The 18056-nt window shown below is 57.5% G+C and carries 20 protein-coding genes; 8 read left to right on the forward strand and 12 right to left on the reverse strand.

Annotated features, from left to right (window positions below; genetic code table 11):
- Positions 1 to 30 precede the first annotated feature (30 nt).
- Genes FCS96_RS09390 through FCS96_RS09405 form a run of 4 tightly spaced genes read left to right on the forward strand, consistent with a single transcriptional unit; the run spans position 31 to position 3998 of the window.
- Positions 31 to 1035: a TRAP transporter substrate-binding protein gene (locus FCS96_RS09390; protein WP_138440094.1), complete on the forward strand. Its 1005-nt coding sequence runs from the start codon at positions 31 to 33 to the stop codon at positions 1033 to 1035.
- Positions 1036 to 1067: 32 nt separating this feature from the next.
- The gene (locus FCS96_RS09395) at positions 1068 to 1796 is read left to right on the forward strand and encodes a TRAP transporter small permease (RefSeq protein ID WP_212747063.1); all 729 of its coding nucleotides are present in this window, start codon (positions 1068 to 1070) and stop codon (positions 1794 to 1796) included.
- A complete protein-coding gene (locus tag FCS96_RS09400; RefSeq protein WP_138440095.1) occupies positions 1793 to 3073 on the forward strand; it encodes a TRAP transporter large permease in 1281 nt (426 codons plus the stop codon). The genes FCS96_RS09395 and FCS96_RS09400 overlap by 4 nt, the downstream gene beginning before the upstream one ends.
- Before the next feature lie 16 nt (positions 3074 to 3089).
- Positions 3090 to 3998, forward strand: coding sequence for an NAD(P)-dependent oxidoreductase (locus FCS96_RS09405; RefSeq protein WP_138440096.1), 909 nt, complete (start codon positions 3090 to 3092; stop codon positions 3996 to 3998).
- Between the two features lie 67 nt (positions 3999 to 4065).
- Here FCS96_RS09405 and FCS96_RS09410 read toward each other — a convergent pair whose 3' ends face one another.
- From FCS96_RS09410 to FCS96_RS09445, 9 genes are all read right to left on the reverse strand, one after another.
- Positions 4066 to 4329 (reverse strand): sulfurtransferase TusA family protein, encoded by a 264-nt coding sequence (locus tag FCS96_RS09410; RefSeq protein WP_228264062.1) that lies wholly within the window; start codon positions 4327 to 4329, stop codon positions 4066 to 4068.
- Positions 4310 to 4450, reverse strand: a complete 141-nt coding sequence (locus FCS96_RS20055) for a hypothetical protein (protein ID WP_171040716.1) — start codon at positions 4448 to 4450, stop codon at positions 4310 to 4312. Before FCS96_RS20055 ends, FCS96_RS09410 begins: the two co-directional genes overlap by 20 nt.
- Positions 4447 to 5619, reverse strand: coding sequence for a formate dehydrogenase subunit gamma (locus FCS96_RS09415; RefSeq protein ID WP_138440097.1), 1173 nt, complete (start codon positions 5617 to 5619; stop codon positions 4447 to 4449). The genes FCS96_RS20055 and FCS96_RS09415 overlap by 4 nt, the downstream gene beginning before the upstream one ends.
- 87 nt (positions 5620 to 5706) lie before the next feature.
- Complete coding sequence (gene fdh3B, locus FCS96_RS09420; protein WP_138440098.1) at positions 5707 to 6315, reverse strand: formate dehydrogenase FDH3 subunit beta; 609 nt, start codon at positions 6313 to 6315, stop codon at positions 5707 to 5709.
- A 15-nt stretch (positions 6316 to 6330) separates the two neighbouring features.
- A complete protein-coding gene (locus FCS96_RS09425; protein ID WP_138440099.1) occupies positions 6331 to 9216 on the reverse strand; it encodes a formate dehydrogenase subunit alpha in 2886 nt (961 codons plus the stop codon).
- A gap of 87 nt (positions 9217 to 9303) precedes the next feature.
- A complete protein-coding gene (locus tag FCS96_RS09430; protein ID WP_138440100.1) occupies positions 9304 to 9495 on the reverse strand; it encodes a hypothetical protein in 192 nt (63 codons plus the stop codon).
- Positions 9496 to 9535: 40 nt separating this feature from the next.
- Positions 9536 to 10147, reverse strand: a complete 612-nt coding sequence (locus FCS96_RS09435) for a TorD/DmsD family molecular chaperone (RefSeq protein WP_138440101.1) — start codon at positions 10145 to 10147, stop codon at positions 9536 to 9538.
- A 116-nt stretch (positions 10148 to 10263) separates the two neighbouring features.
- Positions 10264 to 10920, reverse strand: a complete 657-nt coding sequence (locus FCS96_RS09440) for a DUF3306 domain-containing protein (RefSeq protein ID WP_138440102.1) — start codon at positions 10918 to 10920, stop codon at positions 10264 to 10266.
- Positions 10920 to 11516 carry a DUF3305 domain-containing protein gene (locus FCS96_RS09445; RefSeq protein ID WP_138440103.1) on the reverse strand — a complete coding sequence of 199 codons (597 nt, stop codon included), beginning with the start codon at positions 11514 to 11516 and terminating at the stop codon, positions 10920 to 10922. The genes FCS96_RS09440 and FCS96_RS09445 overlap by 1 nt, the downstream gene beginning before the upstream one ends.
- Before the next feature lie 148 nt (positions 11517 to 11664).
- Here FCS96_RS09445 and FCS96_RS09450 point away from each other — a divergent pair, with 148 nt between their 5' ends.
- Genes FCS96_RS09450 through FCS96_RS09465 form a run of 4 tightly spaced genes read left to right on the forward strand, consistent with a single transcriptional unit; the run spans position 11665 to position 15683 of the window.
- Complete coding sequence (locus FCS96_RS09450; RefSeq protein WP_138440104.1) at positions 11665 to 13644, forward strand: 4Fe-4S binding protein; 1980 nt, start codon at positions 11665 to 11667, stop codon at positions 13642 to 13644.
- 19 nt (positions 13645 to 13663) lie between these two features.
- The gene (locus FCS96_RS09455) at positions 13664 to 14509 is read left to right on the forward strand and encodes an Mrp/NBP35 family ATP-binding protein (protein ID WP_138440105.1); all 846 of its coding nucleotides are present in this window, start codon (positions 13664 to 13666) and stop codon (positions 14507 to 14509) included.
- On the forward strand, positions 14506 to 15210 hold the full coding sequence (locus tag FCS96_RS09460; protein WP_138440106.1) for a biotin/lipoate--protein ligase family protein: 705 nt from the start codon (positions 14506 to 14508) through the stop codon (positions 15208 to 15210). Before FCS96_RS09455 ends, FCS96_RS09460 begins: the two co-directional genes overlap by 4 nt.
- Positions 15207 to 15683, forward strand: coding sequence for a DUF6505 family protein (locus FCS96_RS09465; protein WP_138440107.1), 477 nt, complete (start codon positions 15207 to 15209; stop codon positions 15681 to 15683). The genes FCS96_RS09460 and FCS96_RS09465 overlap by 4 nt, the downstream gene beginning before the upstream one ends.
- Here FCS96_RS09465 and FCS96_RS09470 read toward each other — a convergent pair whose 3' ends face one another.
- From FCS96_RS09470 to mobA, 3 genes are read right to left on the reverse strand one after another with little or no spacing between them, the layout of a single operon-like run.
- Entirely contained in the window at positions 15684 to 16943 is a 1260-nt protein-coding gene (locus FCS96_RS09470; protein WP_138440108.1) for a molybdopterin-binding protein, read from the reverse strand. It lies immediately after the preceding gene.
- Complete coding sequence (gene mobB / locus FCS96_RS09475) at positions 16940 to 17461, reverse strand: molybdopterin-guanine dinucleotide biosynthesis protein B (RefSeq protein ID WP_138440109.1); 522 nt, start codon at positions 17459 to 17461, stop codon at positions 16940 to 16942. The genes FCS96_RS09470 and mobB overlap by 4 nt, the downstream gene beginning before the upstream one ends.
- On the reverse strand, positions 17458 to 18045 hold the full coding sequence (gene mobA / locus FCS96_RS09480; protein WP_138440110.1) for a molybdenum cofactor guanylyltransferase MobA: 588 nt from the start codon (positions 18043 to 18045) through the stop codon (positions 17458 to 17460). The genes mobB and mobA overlap by 4 nt, the downstream gene beginning before the upstream one ends.
- Positions 18046 to 18056: the final 11 nt, after the last annotated feature.

Raw genomic sequence — 18056 nt, forward strand, 5'->3', positions numbered from 1 at the left:
CTCAAGCGTGAAACCAAGAAGAGGCAACCTATGAAAACAATAACATCTGTTCGCCGTAAGCTGACCACTGCCGTTGCAAACCTGTCCGTCGCCACCCTGGCCTTTACGACCATGGGGGTGCAGGCGGAACAGACTATTAATCTGGGCCATACGCTGTCTGACAGTTCGCATTACTCCGTTGGTGCTGACGCCTTCAAGGAAACTCTGGAACGGCTCAGTGACGGCAAGTTCAAGCTGGCTGAGCATCCCTCCGGCTCGCTTGGTGGCGAACGCGCTATGATCGAAGGGCTTCAGATCGGTACGGTAGACGTGGTCATTACATCTTCCGGGCCCCTTGGCAACTTCGTGCCAGAGAGCTATGTGCTCGATCTGCCATTCCTGTTTGCGGACTACGAAGAGGCTCGTTGCGTGCTGGACCGTGACATTGGTCAGGACCTGCTGGCCAAGATGGAAGAGCACAATCTGGTGGGGCTGGCCTGGTCCGAAAACGGTTTCCGCCACATGACGAACAGCAAGCGGCAGATCGACAGTCCTAAAGATGCTGAAGGCCTGAAAGTCCGCACCATGGAAAACAAGGTTCATATGGCTGCTTTCACGGAGATGGGTGTGCACCCAACTCCCATGGCGTTCCCGGAGGTCTTCACGGCGTTACAGCAAGGCACTGTCGATGGCCAGGAAAATCCCATCACGGTTATCGTCGCCACCAAGTTCTGGGAAGTACAGGACTACCTGACCCTGACCGGGCATGTTTATTCGCCAGCCATTGTTCTGGGTTCTCCGGTTTTGCTTGATGGCCTTAACGAAGAGCAACGAGGCTGGTTCCAGCAAGCTGCGGATGCCTCAGTGAAAGCGACGCGGGATGAAGTGACCCGGCTTGAAAAAGAGGGCGTTGCCCTTCTGCGGGAAAACGGTATGACGGTGACCACCGATGTGGATAAGACACCGTTTCAGAAAGCGGTTGAGCCGGCCTATAAAGTGTACACCGACCAGTACGGGGATGAGATGCTGAAGAGGATTCGCGGCAGCAGTTGCTGACCTCAGCACCGGCCGTGGAGGAAGGCCTGCCTATGGCCATGCCTTCCTCCACGCGTACCTTGTGTTGTGATGTGTTTGTTCTTCACAACAACCTGAATTCACTGTGTTTTGATTACGACCTGACGGTGACCACGATGGTTGAAATTTTTTTACGCTTTGAAAGGCTGACCACCAGGATTGCACTGATTGCAGCCGTGGTCATGCTTATCATCTCGGTTACACTCGGTTTTTACCAGGTACTAACCCGCTTTCTGTTGGACCAACCCTCGACATGGTCCGAAGTCATATCTCGCTCTGCGATGATCTGGTGCGTTTTTCTCGGTGCCGCTGCCGGTTTTCGAGGGGGTTTTATGATGTCGGTCGAGGTCATTTACCGGTTAATGCCTGCTCGCCGCCTAATCTGGCTTGAGGGTCTGATAGCACTGTGCTGCGCCATTGTTCTTCTGGTCCTCGTATACTACGGCACGGCCATGGCCATTAGGGTTAAGACTCAGATGCTGTCAGGACTTGGCGTTTCGATCTCATGGGCATACGCGGCTATGCCGGTGGGTGCGGTATTCGCTCTGATTTCTGTGGTCGGGCGACTTCTGGCCCAGGCGACCGGCAGTGAGCGTATTGGCCCGGATGACAGTGAACTTCCCGAGGAGCAGTTGGCCCGGCAAGGGAAAGCTGACGGTGAAGCCTCATCAATCGTTGAGTCAGGAGCCGGCTCCGGCGCCAACCCGGGCTTGGCCCAGCGCGAGGGAGGGGTGCGCCAATGAACGCAGCCATTGGGTTCGGACTGATTTTGTTCTTCGCGCTGGGAGTCCCGATCGCTATCTCGATCGTTCTGGCGTCCATCATTGGTATTGAGTTTTTTACCAATATGCCCTTGTTGTTGGTACCCCAACAGATGTTCGTAGGTATCGACAACTTCCCTCTGATGGCGATTCCCTTTTTCATTCTTGCTGGCAACCTGATGGCTGCGGGCGGCATTTCCAGGCGCCTGGTTGACCTGGCGAAGTCTGTTGTCGGGGGGTTGCAGGGCGGCCTGGCAATGACCTGTGTGCTGACGTGTATGATGTTTGCTGCGGTTTCAGGATCCAGCATCGCCACCACCTTCGCCATTGGTTCAATCCTCATTCCGGCGATGGTCAAGCATGGCTATCCGAGGCCGCTGGCAGCGTCAATCCAGGCATCATCCGCCGAACTTGGGGTTCTTATCCCGCCCTCGATACCGCTGATTCTCTATGGTGTGAGCACGGATACCTCCATCGGCAAGCTCTTTATTGCCGGCATTGGCCCAGGATTGCTGATCGGAGTCGCGTTGCTGCTGTTTCTATATGTCTTTTGCAAGCTGCGTGGCTACGGGCAGCGGGATCACGAAGACCGCTCTTCCTTTCTAGTGGCTTTCAGGCGCGCCTGGGGCGCTCTGCTGATGCCGGTTGTGGTGATTGGCGGCATTTATGGTGGTGTCTTTACTCCGACCGAGGCATCGGCGGTGGCGGTAGTGTACGCGCTCGTCGTCGGGGGAATGATGTACCGGGAACTGACTATGGCCGAACTCTGGCCGATCTTTCGTGCCAGTGTTATTTCCACTGCTGCGGTGATGTTGATCATTGCGGCGGCCGCCCTGTTTAGTTTCCTGATCACCCGATCAGGCTTGCCGCGGGAGGTGGCCGCCTGGGTCACCGAAGTATTTAACAGCCCCATTTCGTTCTTGCTGGCGGTGAACGTCATGCTGCTGATCGTAGGGATGTTTGTGGAAACATCCGCCGCTATTTTGGTGCTGGCGCCGATTTTCACGCCGATTGCCGTCTACTATGGCATCGACCCAGTGCATTTCGGTCTCATTGTGGTTGTCAATCTCGCTCTGGGTATGTTCACTCCGCCCCTGGGTGTCAATTTGTTCGCCGCCTGTGCCGTAGCCAAGCTCTCGATCGATCAGTTACTGCCTTGGCTCATGCGATTTGTGCTGGTAGTGCTCTCTTGTCTGATCGCCATAACATACATGCCTTGGATCTCCCTGGGACTGGTTAATCTACTTTACGGAAACTGAGGGGAGGGCATTTCTCATGAGTTTTGAAACGGAATCACGGTCTCCGGAAACCTGCCGCAGAGTTGGCCTGATAGGCGTTGGTCTGATGGGCCACGGTATTGCGAGGAACCTGTTGTTGTATGGCCATGAGCTCTACTTCCTGGACCATGCGGGCAACCAGCCGGTTGACGATCTCTTGGCCGTGGGGGCCATTCCCCTCCGCAGTGCTGCCGAGGTAGCGGCCAGGTCAGAGGTAGTGATCATCTGTGTCACCGGCACCCCTCAAGTGGAGGCTGTCCTGTTTGAGCCCGAGGGTGTCCTGGCCGGGATCAACGCCGGGACTCTGGTTATCGATTGCTCCACTGCGATACCTAGCACAACTCGGTGCATCGAGGAGCGATTAAGAAACCAGGGAGTACGATTTCTCGATGCGGCCATGACTCGGACACCCAAGGAGGCTGAAGAGGGTAGGCTCAACCTGATTGTTGGTGCTTCGGATGAGCTTTTTGCTGAAGTGAAGCCCCTGCTGGAGGCCTTTGCGGAACACATAACACATGCCGGTCCAGTGGGCATGGGGCATCAGGTCAAGTTGTTGCACAACTATGTATCCCTGGGTTTCTGTGCGGTCCTGGCTGAGGCGGTTGCGGTAGGTCGCAGGGCCGGTATCGATGCTGAGGTTCTGGTGGAGGTTTTGGGCAATGGTGGGGGAGGAGGCGCGGCATTTGAACGGCTTAAGCCCTTCATTCTGACTGACGATCCCTCAGGATTCAGGTTCTCACTTTGCAACGCACTCAAGGACCTTGACTATTACACCCAGATGGCTGGAGAGCTGAGGGCCTCCCATCAAGTCTCAGACAGTGTTGGCGGGCTCTATCGGCAAGTCACTGAGCAAGGTCATGGTGAGGCCATTGTGCCTGAGCTGATTGATTTATTGGCGCGTGATTAGGAGCATTTCCTGAAACGCCCAGCCCCAGCGGCAGATTGATTGAACCGCCATTGCATCAGCTCGCCCGCTAGGCTAGACAGATGCGATAACGAAGGACACCCGCACCTTCTTCGCGGATCCACTCGATCCGATGGCCGGTCAGCTCGCACAAGGCCTGCAGGTCTTTGCGACCGGTAGGGTCATCGGAAAGGAATTCCACCTGGGTGCCGCTGGGCAAATGCTGGGTGCGTTTTTTGAAGCGCAGTATAGGGAGAGGGCATACCAAACCGATAGCGTCGATCTGGTATGCCTCAGTGAGGTCGGGTGCCTGGTCAGTGGCTTGATTGATCAAGGCGCACACTCGTTTCGCTGCTGTACTCTTCGGCTGAAGACCAGCCAAACTGGTTCAGAGCCATCGGAGCCGCGTAGGCAATCACCAGCGCGGCGACGAAACCGGCAACCATGACCTTCATGATGACCCTCCTTTGCCCTGTTTCGCCTCGACTTCAGCGACCCACAGATCGTGGTGCTGGCGCGCCCACTCCAGATCAACATGACCCTTCCCCATAGCGTCGAAGGCGCCCTCCATACCGACCGAACCGATGTAGATGTGAGCAATAATGGCCACCATCATCACGAACGCCACAATTGAGTGCCAGATGTTGGCGTACTGCATCTCTTCATGTGGAGCCAGAACGGCTGGCAAATCCGTTCCCAAGACGCTGTTAATAATGCCAAATGTCTTGGCAAACATGGGCATTTCGAACGGGAACAACAGGGACAGGCCCGACAAGGAAACGGAAAAACCCAGCAACATCACGGTCCAGAAAATAATCTTCTGGCCGGCGTTGAACTTCTTCGCCGGCGGATGAGACTTGGTAAAGATACCGCCACCGGCCTTGATCCACTGCCAGTCCAACTTGTTCGGAATGTTGTGCACCACCCACATGCTGAACGTCATGACCAGGCCCAACATAAAGGCCCAGGCGATGTTGTTGTGCAGCCACTTTGAGCCGGCAGCCAGAGTTGCATAGGCCTCCGGCCCCAGAACGGGGATCAGGAAGCTGCGTCCCATCAACGTGATCAGCCCCGTTATGCCCAGGGCGATAAACGAGCCGGCTAGCAACCAATGGCCAAAGCGTTCGATGGCCTTGAACCGTTCAATCGTGGTGCCGGCAGGGCCGCCATCGATTTTGATTCGGCCACGAATGAGATAAAACACCGCGAGCAGCGCAATGATACCCAAGAGCGCAAGACCGCCGTAGGTGATCAACGGCCCTTCACGAAGCTTGTACCAGGGCATGCCTCCGTCCTGAATCAGGACGGTCGCCGCAGGTGTCCGGGCTTGAGTACGGACGTCAGCCTCATTGTAGCGAATGGCGCGATATACATCGGAATTTGAGAGCCCACCGTTGGTGCCCAATTGATCAGTGCTGGGCGCGGCGTTAGCGGGGTCGCCCAGGTTTTCAGACCGAAAGCTCTCATCAACTTTCAACTGTTCCTGACGGGCCATAATATCTTCGAGAGTTTGTGCACCCCCGGTAGCGGTCCGATCACCCGCCGAAGCCTCTTCCGCCCAAAGTGGATTAGAGACCAGTGTCGCCAAGACAACTAAGGCGGCACCTAAGAGTTTTAGATTCATTCGAGCACTCCAACGGAATCAACCAGAAGAATTCGTTGCCTCAGAGGAGCCCGAGGCCTAAGGGCCCCGGGCTATACTCAGGCGGTGTTATGCACCCTTCTTCTCGTAGGCTGTGCCCCATCCCCAGGCGCCGGAACCGAATCCCCGGTTCACCACACGCTGGCGATAGATGTCCGCCACGTCGTTGCCGTCACCGGCCAGCAGGGCCTTGGTTGAGCACATCTCTGCACAGATCGGCAGCTTGCCCTCGGCGATGCGGTTGCGTCCGTATTTGTTGAATTCAGCCGTGGAGTTGTCTTCTTCCGGACCGCCTGCACAGAACGTGCATTTGTCCATTTTGCCCCGGCTGCCAAAATTGCCCGCCTGGGGAAACTGGGGCGCGCCGAAGGGGCAGGCGTAGAAACAATATCCACAACCGATACACAGATCCTTGGAGTGCAACACCACGCCGTCCTCAGTCTGGTAGAAGCAATCCACTGGGCAAACGGCCATGCAAGGCGCGTCTGAGCAGTGCATGCAGGCTACCGAGATCGAACGCTCGCCAGGTTTGCCGTCTTCGATAGTTACCACGCGTCGACGGTTGATGCCCCAGGGAACCTCATGCTCATTCTTACAGGCCGTTACGCAGGCATTACATTCGATGCAGCGCTCGGCGTCGCAAAGGAATTTTGCTCTTGCTTGTCCTTCAAGTGCCATGGTCTACACCTCTTGTTATGCCGGCATAATCGAACATAGGGTGGCTTTGGTCTCTTGCATCTGCGTGACCGAGTCGTACCCGTATGTTTGAACAACGTTTGTGGATTCACCCAGAACATAAGGGTCTGAGCCCTTGGGGTATTTGTCCCTTAACGACTTACCCTCCAGATGCCCGCCGAAGTGGAATGGCATGAAGGCTACGCCTTCGCCAACACGCTCCGTCACCATGGCTTTGACTTTGATGCGTCCGCCCTCGGGGCCGGACACCCAGACGTCATTGCCATCTCGGATGTTCAGGTTGTTGGCATCGCGTGGATTCACCTCGATGAACATGTCCTGTTGAAGCTCTGCCAGCCAGGGGTTCGAACGCGTCTCGTCACCACCACCTTCGTACTCAACCAGTCGACCGGAGGTCAGAATGATGGGGAAGTCCTTGCTGAAGTCATTCTTTTGAATGGACTCGTACAAAGTCGGCACACGCCAGAAGGTCTTGTCTGCATACGTTGGGTAGTCTTTGACCAGGTCTCGACGCGAGGTGTACAGCGGTTCGCGGTGAATCGGGATCGGATCCGGGAAGTTCCAGACAATGGCCCGGGCTTTGGCGTTACCAAAGGGGGCACATTCATGCTTGATGGCCACACGCTGGATCCCACCCGACAGGTCGGTCTTCCAGTTGGTGTTAGCGCCGGCAACTCCGTCAATGGTGGCTCGCTCCTCCGCCGTCAGGTCCGTATCCCAGCCCAGGTCCATCAGCATCTGCATGGTGAACTCTGGATAGCCGTCCTTGATTTCGGAGTTCTTCGAGTAAACGCCATCCGCGAGCAGGCTTTCGCCGTCGCGCTCGACTCCAAAGCGGGCTCGGAAGGTGAGGCCACCCTTGGACACTGGCAGCGATAGATCGTACAGGTTCGGTGTTCCCGGATGGTTCATCTCGGGAGTACCCCAGCACGGCCAGGGCATACCGTAGATGTCGCCATCGCAGGGGCCGCCGACTGCACGCAGGGTGGTCTTGTCGAAGTGGTGCTGATTCGCCATGTGTTTTTGCAGGCGTTCAGGCGACTGGCCGGTGTAGCCGATGGTCCACATACCTCGGTTGAATTCCCGAGTGATGTCTTCAATCGACGGCTCATCGCCGTCGATTGCGATGTTGCGGAACATGCGATCGGTGAAACCGAACTTGTCCGCAAACAGCTTCATGATCTCGTGGTCAACCTTCGAGTCAAACAGTGGCTCGACAACCTTTTCACGCCACTGCAGCGAACGGTTGGAAGCCGTTACTGAACCAGAGGTCTCGAACTGGGTGGTGGTTGGCAGCAGATAAGCGCCATCCTTGCGGTCGTGCAGCACGGCGGAAACGGTGGGGAAGGGATCTACTACGACCAACAGGTCGAGTTTTTCCATGGCTTCCTTCATTTCGAGCATGCGGGTCTGGGAGTTGGGCGCGTGGCCCCATAACACCATCGCACGGGTGTTGTCGGGCTGCTCCAGGTTTTCCTTGGCTTCCAGTACACCGTCAATCCAACGAGATACGGGAATGCCCTTCTCGTTCATCATGGCTCTGCTCTTGCCGCCCTTGTCCCAGGTTGCAAAACGGCCCTTCAGCCACTCCGGGTCTTCTTCCCAGACCCGGGCCCAATGGCCCCAGGCCCCAGCGCTCAGGCCGTAGTACCCGGGCAGGGTATCGGCCAACACACCGAGATCGGTGGCGCCTTGAACGTTATCGTGACCACGGAAGATGTTGGTGCCGCCGCCGGAAACACCCATATTGCCGAGTGCTAACTGCAATATGCAGTAGGCTCGGGTGTTGTTGTTACCATTGGTGTGCTGGGTGCCACCCATGCACCAGATGACGGTGCCCGGGCGATTGTTCGCCAGAGTACGTGCGACGCGTTCGAGTTGCCCACCCGGAACGCCAGTAACCCGTTCCACTTCCTCCGGGTTCCAACGCGCCACTTCTTCGCGGATGTCGTCCATGCCGTAAACCCGGGTGCGGATGAACTCTTCGTCTTCCCAACCATTCTCGAAGATGTGCCAGAGGATGCCCCAGGTCAGTGCTACGTCTGAACCTGGCCGCAAACGCACAAACTCGTCGGCGTGAGCGGCAGTGCGTGTGAAGCGAGGATCACAAACGATCAGCGGAGCGTTGTTTTCTTCCTTGGCTTTCAGGATGTGCAGCAACGAAACCGGGTGCGCTTCTGCTGGGTTGCCGCCTATCAGGAAGATCGCTTTGGATTTGTGGATGTCGTTGTAGGAATTGGTCATTGCGCCGTAGCCCCAGGTATTGGCTACGCCAGCGACTGTCGTGGAGTGACAGATTCGGGCCTGGTGATCGACGTTATTGGTGCCCCAGTAGGCGGCGAACTTACGGTATAGGTAGGCCTGTTCGTTGTTGAATTTCGCACTGCCTAGCCAGTAGACCGAATCCGGGCCGCTCTCGTCCCGGATTTGCAGCATCTTGTCGCCAATTTCGTTGATCGCCTGATCCCAGGAGATCTTTTGCCACTGGCCATCGACCATTTTCATTGGATGTTTCAGGCGGCGCTCGTTGTGAGCGTGCTCACGGACCGCAGCACCTTTGGCACAGTGAGCGCCCATGTTGAAGGGGCTGTCCCAACCGGGTTCCTGGCCCGTCCATACGCCATTTTGAACTTCGGCCTCGACGGTGCAGCCAACCGAGCAATGTGTACAGACCGATTTCTTGCGAACGACTTCTCCACCTCCCGTCGACGGGGTCGCTGCCTTAACGCGGGTGGAGGGTAGTGACAAAGCAGCCATGCCGCCGACGGCGACACCGGAGGTCGTCAGAAACTGACGACGATCCATGGTCTTCGCGGAGAGGGATGAAAGTAAAGATCCTGCACGGGAGCCTTTCGCAACCCCGTTGGTCTTCTTTCTTAACATGTCAGTTACCTCTGTTGTTTTTCTTCTCGGTTCCGGAAGGGGTGGTCATCCAAGAGCATCACGCAACCTTGGTTGACCTACGCTTCCTTAAAAGCGAGCCGATTCGAGATATTTACGTGTGTGCTCAGTGTCACGCAGGCCGCGGCTTTTCGGGACATCGGGTTTGACGACCTCAGCGGCGGCGTTTGGCGCAACGGCCATGGCAACGGCGGCTGGAGCTGCAGCTGCTGCCAGTCGCAGGAAGCGACGACGACTGTTTTCTTGCTCTTGGTGGTCCATAGAACACCTCTACCTCAGTAAAGGGATCGCATCGATCCCGTCATTGAATCGCAAACGCATCAGCCTCTACAGCCATAAAAGCTCGCCCGAGGGAGCCTACAGGCGCGTAGAAAACTGCAGCTTGCGCTTTTTCCAAATCGGTAAAAAACAACTCCGCCCATTTGGCCAAGTGGGCGTCAAAAAAGGCTTTTTGTGAGGGCAGGTCACTGTTACACACGAACTCACCGGTAATAATGCCCGCCATAATTTCACACAGTGTGCCAATGTGATCTTCGGGCTCTTTGACGTCGTCGTTCGCTTTAATACCCCTGGACATCAAATCGGTACGCAAGTCCGCAAGGGGTCTCTCGTTCAAAAAACCGGTGAGGTAGTAACTGGCGTAGGGCAGTAATTCACCACGGCCAAGGCCGACGAACAGGTTGTTGTACTCCCGTTCCGCCTCAACAGGTGAGGTGCGTTCGGCAAGGGCAGCGAGATTCTTCGAGGCAGAGCCAATAGGCGTGTTATCACCCTGCAGGGATGTCAGTCCCCGCAGCAATTCGCTCGAAGGCGGGTTGCCGAGCAGGACGCCCAGCAACTGGTACATTTGTGCGCGCGCTCGATCTTCTTCACAAATCGAGCGGGGGCACTGAGCTTCAACGGCGTTGGTCAAAACGTCTCTCTCATTTTATTTTTTGGAATTGTTATACGTACTTTTTATAGACCTGTTCGGATCAGCGCGCAACAGATAGATGAGACACTCATCTTTTCCCAAGGTTCCCAGCGTGATCAGTCGAAACGCATCCGGGGGCGATAGCGTGGCACCGGTTCCTCATCAGCCTCCGGGCTCACCGGTTCTGTGTACTTTGATGGTTGAATCCTGGTTTTCGGATCGACGGTCGCAACGCCTGGTTCTGGAATGTTTTCGGCGCTTTGCTTTTCGGCTCTTGGCTCGTTGACCTGTTCCTGTCTTTTTTTCGCGTTTTCTTCTTTAGCCTGTTCTCTGATCCCGTCTCCAACCTGTTCGCCAGGTTCTTCTTTCGCTCGGGCGGTTCTGTCTACAAAACCCTTGCCCACCTTATAGAGGGTCTTTGCTCCTTTAACTCCAGGAGCGGAATCCGTGAAGTCCTCATCGTAGTCATTGAGTCCGTCGAGCACCGCCAGGACGGGATTGGATTTCCAGAGCGAACGCAGGGCCTTACGGCGCAGAAGTTCAGGTATTTCCTTGCGCATAAAACCGGTAATGTCCGTGCCCAATTCGATGGCATCCGGATCAGGCAAATCGTATTTCTTCAGCACCTCGTGTTCGGGCAAAGCTTCATTGATGGCAAGTTCCTGTTGTTCGGGAGCTGGCTCGGCCTCAACAGTCGACGGAGGGGTAAGTTCAACCTCCTTGCGAGCTTCGGATTTTTTGCGCGACCAGCGCTGCCAGCGTGACTCAGCCATCAGTGCACTCTCGGTTTTTTGATGTTGCTCGGTTTTTTAATATTGGAAGGTGCGCGGAAGACATCGCTCTGTTGGCGAATGCGGGCATCGCCTTTGCCATCTTCGATACCATCTATGCGGTGTTTGTCACGCCGGCGTTTCTTGAACGGCTCTTCGATGTAGTGCATGTCGACGAACTCTTTGATCCAGGCCGCCAGGGATTCGGGGATGGGAACCGGTTCGACGATGCTCTCCCCGCTGTCCAGCGCATCCTGGGCTTCGAAGGCACTGGCGGTAATGGCGCTGACGAACCACCCGGACGGGGAGCGATTGGTGTCGTCGCGATCCATGATGATCCATACGGACGGGACCGTCATATTCAGGGAAACAAGGTAGGATTCGACGTCGGCACGGAATAACTCCATGCACACAGTACCGGCATGGTAATCAACCACGTCGCCCTCGCGGACCATTTCTTTCCAGGATGCCTCCGGCGCGCCAGGAATCACCGCCACTGGCTTCCAGATTTCCCGCGCCCAACGGGTTACCCCCGGTGACCGGCGAACAACGGCTCCGACTTTTAACTCGCGCTTCCAACTCTCTGTACGACGACTCATGGGTATTCTCTATTGTTATCTCTTGAAGCTAGCAGTGCTCGCATAAATATCCAATTAACCAATTGTCGAAGATCAAACGGCTGTGGCATGCTCGAAACTTGGGTTTGTTACGTATACGTATAAAAACAATGAAAGAGTCAAAATCCTGATGACAGCACAAAAAACCCTACTGCTCTGCACTTGCGACAAAACCCAGTCGTTTGACCCAGAGAAACTGCGAACGGCCGCGGCAGCTGATCAGGTGATCGCAGTCGATCAACTGTGCGGTAAAGAGCTGGCGACGGCTGCGGAGTCTCTGGGCGGCACAAGCGACGTGCTCATCGCCTGTGGCCAACAGGCCGCCCTGTTCGAGCGATTGAGCGAAGACGTCGAAGCTGAATTTCAGCACTCGGCACTCCTCAATACCATCGACATTCGTGATCGCGCTGGCTGGAGTGCACCGAACGCAGACCCCAAACGCCTACACGCGAAACAGGCGGCGCTGATTGCTGCCGCTCAGTTGCCACCACCCATGGCGCCGGTCAAAACCATTCAGTCCGGCGGCGTGTGCTGCATCGTCGGCCCAACCGAGCAGGCCATCCGAATGGCCGAGCTGGTCCAGGACGAACTCGGTGTGACCTGTGTCGTCAGTGACAAGGGGTTGGTACAGCTCCCCTCCGCGGGTTACGACGTGGCTCGTGGCCAACTGACCGCCGCCCAGGGTGCGCTGGGTAATTTTCAGCTTGAATTTTCCCAGTTGCAGAGTCTGAATCCCGCTGGCCGCGGCGCCCTTGGTTACGGTGAGGTAAAAGCCAGCGCCCGAAGTGAGTGTGATGTGTTTATCGACCTTCGTGGTGCTGAGCCTGCGTTTCCCAGCCATCAAAAGCGCAACGGCTATTTCTGGGCTGACCCAACCAAAACTGGCGAGTTGGAACGCATTGCGTTGACTGCCCGGGAGCGGGTCGGCGAGTTTGAGAAAACCGTGTATTTCAATCTGGAAACCTCGTTGTGTGCACACTCCCGGGCCAATAAACCCGGTTGTACCCGTTGTCTGGATGTCTGTCCTACCGAGGCCATTTTCTCATTTGGGGACCATGTCCAGATTGACTCGGATATCTGCGCCGGCTGCGGCTCCTGTGCGGCGGTCTGTCCGACATCGGCAGTGACCATGAACGAAACTCCGTTCGAGGCTATTACCAAAGCGGTGGACGTTATGGCCAAGGTTTACCGTGAGCACACTAACGAATCGCCGCGTCTGGTTTTCCATACCCTGGACGCGGGTGGTGATGCCATTGCCCAGCTGGCCCGTTATGGCGACGGGCTGGCGGACGATCTGATTCCGCTGGGTCTGGAGCATGTGGATCGTATTGGTCATGCCGAAATATTGGCTGCGTTGGGTGCAGGATACGCCGAAGTGCTGATCCTGGCGGACAATGAAGAAGACCGTCAGGCCGTTGCCTCTGAGGTTGAACTGACTCAGGCCATGGTCAGCGGTGCACATCATTCTCCCAGTCGAGTCCGGGTTGTCGCCGCCACCGAACTGAGTGTCGCTGGTGACAACGCTGGCCGTGTCAGCGACCCGGTGCTGCTGGTTGGCGGCCGCCGCGACATTACGCGGGTCACGGTCGGTGCGATGGCGGGCAAGGTCGAGGCGCCGATTCCTCTGCCCGTGGGTGCCCCGTACGGCGCGATCGAAATTGATTCCGACAAATGCACGCTGTGTCTGGCCTGTGTCTCCCTGTGCCCGACCGGCGCGCTCAACGACCATCCGGATCGGCCAGAGGTACAGTTCACGGAAAACGCCTGTGTTCAGTGCGGCGTTTGTGAGAGCACCTGCCCCGAGACGGCCATCACACTCAAACCTCAACTGGATCTCTCGAAGGATGCGCTGAGTGCCCGGGCACTGCACGGCGAGGAACCGTTCGAATGCATCAGTTGTGGTAAGCCTTTTGGCGTCGCCAGCACCATCAACCGGATCGTTGAGAAGCTGGAAAACCAGCACTGGATGTACACCAATTCTGACAATGTGCAGCTCATCAAGATGTGTGACGATTGTCGGGTCAAAGCCCAATTCCATGGCAAGAACGCGCCCATGGCCGGGGGCGAGCGTCCCCGGGTTCGCACCAGTGACGACTACCTAGACAGTTAAACACTCAACAGGACACAACATGGTTGAATACGTTGACGCCGGAAAAAGCAGCATCATCGGCACCGATGCGCCCCGGCCACAGGACAAAAACCCGAAGGGCATTGATCGCATTATTGCCATTGCCTCGGGCAAGGGCGGCGTGGGTAAGTCGACGGTAGCGTCGAATCTGGCGGTGGCGCTGGCCTCGAAAGGTCTCAAGGTTGGTCTGCTGGATGCGGATGTTTACGGACCCAGCCAGCCCCGCATGCTGGGTGTTTCAGGACGCCCGTCCAGCCCCGACGGACACACCATCCTGCCTCTGCGCAATCACGGTGTGACCCTGATGTCCCTGGGCCTGATGACCACGGAGGACGAAGCCATCGTCTGGCGAGGGCCTATGTTGATGGGCGCCCTGGAACAGATGATGAACCAGGTGGATTGGGGCCGGTTGGACGTGCTGCTGGTGGACCTGCCCCCTGGTACCGGTGATGTCCAGATGACCCTGAGCCAGAAGTTCTTTGTCGCCGGCGCGGTGGTGGTCTCGACCCCCCAGGACATCGCCCTGATGGACGCCCGCAAAGGCATCGATATGTTCAACCGGATGGAAGTACCACTCTTCGGCCTGATCGAGAACATGGCTTCTTTCGTTTGTGACGGCTGCGGCAAAGAGCATCATCCCTTTGGCTCTGGCGGCGCCCGGGCTGAGGCGGAAAAACTGGGAGCGCCTTTTCTTGGGGAGATTCCCCTCGATCTGGATATCCGGATTGGTTCCGACGGCGGCGTTCCGATTGTGGTGTCCAAGCCGGAAAGCCCTCAGGCCCGGGCCTTCCAGCGCATTGCCGATGAAATCATGGCCTCCGACGTATACGCCCGGGCGATGCAATGACCGAATCACCTCAGTTCCCACCGCTGTTCTCGGGAGAGGTGGTCCCTAAGCACACGGATCCCTTTAATAAGGCCGTCAGCCGAGCCATTGCCGGGGTCGATTCGGGCACGATTTTTTACTCTGAGGCTGTCGATACCTTAAGGGCTGCGCTGGTGCTGGCTCCGGAAACGCCGCTGGAAGAGGCTATTCAGGCTGTTTATGTGGCCCAAATAGGCCTGGCCGAAAGTCTGGGGGCACTGGCCCCGCCCGAGGTGCCCGTGCACTTTGTCTGGCCGGATCGTATTAAGGTGAATGGTGCGATCTGCGGTAGCGTTCGCTTTGCGTCGGATGTGTCCGACCCCAGAGCAGAACCGAACTGGCTGGTGATCGGGATCGAAGTGCCCTTCATCCACCCCGGCAATGAACCGGGGGAAAACCCGAATGCTACGTGCCTGCACGAAGAAGGGTGTGTCGAGATCACCCCCATGGGCTTGCTGGAAAGCTGGTCGAAACACACGTTGCTGTGGCTGACCTATTTCATGGACAGCGGTTTCGAGCGCGTCCATGACGAATGGCGACCTCGCTGTGACGGTCTTGGCGAGATCATTGAGCAGCCAAAGCCCGGCGTGTTCGTTGGCCTGGACGACAAAGGCCGAATGCTGTTGCGCCAGGGCGTGATGACCGAGACCTTGAGTTTGATTGAATTCGCGGAGCACCTATGAAACTGGCCCGAACCCTGCGACTGGATGTATCCGATGACAACGTGTTTGAAAAACCGGCCCCAAGTGGTGAATGGGCGATCTCGGGCGGGTTCGAATTTTCCAACTGGACTGAAGCGCAGCTGACCGGCAAGGCCCGCCAGGCTTTCAGCAACGGTTGGTACAGTATCGAATCGGGCGGACGGGCCAGCTTTGTTGGCGTCTGCGATATCACCGAAGCGGAACTGGAGCAATTGCGCCAGACCCTCGCACAGACCTTTGTGGAGTGTTACGGCGCACCGGACATCGCCGCCGCCTATCCCGTTGCCTGCGAGGAAATCGACCAGATGCGGAGCATGTGTGAGGACTTCGAGGATAACACCCTGCTGATGGTCAGCCGCACGCTGACTGATCTGGGTGTTGAAGAAACCTACCGCACCCGAGCCCCGCAAGGTGCTTCGCTCGAGGCCTTTGCGGTGCACGGCAGCGTCGAGTGATTACAACCCGAAGCTGGCGTAGGGGATAAATCGAACCGGGGTGCCCGGCTCTATCTGCTGGGCGCCCTCATCGAGTTCCACCAAACCATCGGACCAGGCCAGACCGGTTACCCGGCCCGAGCCTTCTGAGCCGAACACCTCAACCTGCCCATCACGGACCCGGGCCCGCAGCATTTCGCTGCGCCCGGGTTTCTTGTTCTTGGAGAAGTTGGCGGGCATGACATAGCTCTGGGGCTCGAACCATTCGCCGCCGGCCAGCAGCGCCATGGCCGGCGTACCAAAGCGTAGCGCACAGACCCACGCGGCCACCGGGTTGCCGGGCAGACCCACCACCGGCGTGCCGTTGAACATGGCCAGCGCCAGGGGCCGGCCCGGTTTGATGGCGATGCGCCAGTTGCTGATATCGCCGTGGGCTTTCAGGGTTTTCGATACATGGTCTTCGTCGCCGGCAGAGACGCCGCCACTGGTCAGTATCAGATCGCATTGCTCGGCACCCCGTTCCAGTGCAGCTTTCACCTCGTCGGCCCGGTCCAGCACATGGCCCAGGTCAATCAGTTCATAGCCCAGTTGAGTGATCAGAGCGCTCAACATCGGACGATTGGCATCATAAATTTGCCAGTCGGTAACGGCGGAGCCGACCGGCTTCACTTCATCACCCGTGGACAGGACGCCGACACGCAGGCGCTGATATACGTCGACCGACTCGACCCCGACGCTGGCTAGGACGGAAATCTGGGTTGGTGTAAGCCGGGCTCCCGCCGCCAGGATTTGATCCTGTGCCTGGATGTCCTCACCGGCCTTGCGCCGGTTAGCGCCGGCCTTCAATGTGCCTTGCAGGTGTAGTTCCTGATCGATGACCTCGCAGTCTTCTTCCAAAACCACGGTATCAGTGCCTTCAGGCATCACCGCGCCAGTAAGAATCCGGATAGCGTGGCCTTCTGGGACGTGGCCCATGTACGGCTCGCCGGCTGCGCTTCGGCCATCGATGAGGGGCAGGGTACAGGGTACGTTGGTCAGTGGTCCGGCAAAGGCATAGCCATCGATCGCGGAATTGCTGCTGGGGGGATGGGCGCGGGGCGCATAGACGTTGTGCGCCAGGATTCGGCCATTCACCTGTGACAGCGGAACCGCCCGCTCCACGCCCACCACTGGATGCAAGCGTGAACGCAACCGCTCGAGCGCCTCGTCTACCGGGGTCCAGTTCACCCCCGGGGGCAGAGCAAAACAGTCGTTACGAAGTGGCTTGGCGGTATTGTTCATGTGTCTCTCGTGCGTTTCTCGTTCGCTAAAGGTTCTGACAGGCCAACGACGAAGTCGGCAATTCCGGTAATATCCCCGGCATCGAATACAGGACCTGAAAAATCCGGAGTGTAGTCCGCGGCCACCGCAATGATGCTGTCATCCTGAGGGTACAAGGGCGCCCGCTCGCTCGCCTGACGGTGTACTTCGATTTTGGGGTGCGAGTGGGACTTGAAGCCTTCCACCACCACCCAATCACAGGGACCAAGCCACTCCAGCAACTCGTCCATGGTCGGCTCAGCGGCGCCGCGCAATTCGTGCATGATGGCGAAGCGCTGGCCTCCGGCCAGAATCACTTCCTGGGCTCCGGCTTCCCGATGTTGGTAGCTGTCGGTGCCGGGCTGATCGACATCCACTCCATGATGGGCGTGTTTGATCGAATTTACCCTCAGCCCTCGGACGGTGAGTTCGCGGATCAATGCGCTTGCCAGGGTGGTTTTTCCGGAGTTTTTCCAACCCACGATGCCAATAACGTTCACTTCAGGTGCTGCTCCGCCCAGGCCAGATCCTCTGGCGTATTGATGTTGAAAAAGTCGTCCGGCCCAAACACCACCAGCGACTCGCCCTGAGCCTGGGTCCATTGCCGGATCTTGCGTACGCCGTCATGCAGGGCGCCCCTCAGATCATCCCGTAATGCGACACGCCAACGGCCAAAGGTTGGTTGGGGCAGACGGCCGCGCTCCGGATCCGGCGTCGCCGCCAGCACCACCGGAGTGTCGCACTCTGCCAGTCGCTCGGCCAGGTCCAGCGGGAATGACGGAGTGTCCGCAGCCACGCTGATCAGCCACTCATGCCCCTGTTCGGCGGCCCAATCCATGCCCGCCAGCACACCGGCCAACGGGCCCGGGAAATCCGGGATCGAGTCGGCCACCACCGGCAGGCCCAAATCGGCGAAACGACTCAAATCCCCGTTGGCGTTTAACACCACGGCATCGACCTGTGGTGTGATTCGATCAATAACACGTTGGATCAGGGACTGGTCGCCCAGCATCAAACGCCCTTTGTCACCACCGCCCATGCGGTTTGCCTGGCCGCCGGCCAGAATGACTGCGCATTCCGTCATGCCTGGTCTCC

This window comes from Marinobacter alexandrii, from assembly GCF_005871205.1.
GTDB classification, from domain to species: Bacteria; Pseudomonadota; Gammaproteobacteria; order Pseudomonadales; family Oleiphilaceae; genus Marinobacter; species Marinobacter alexandrii.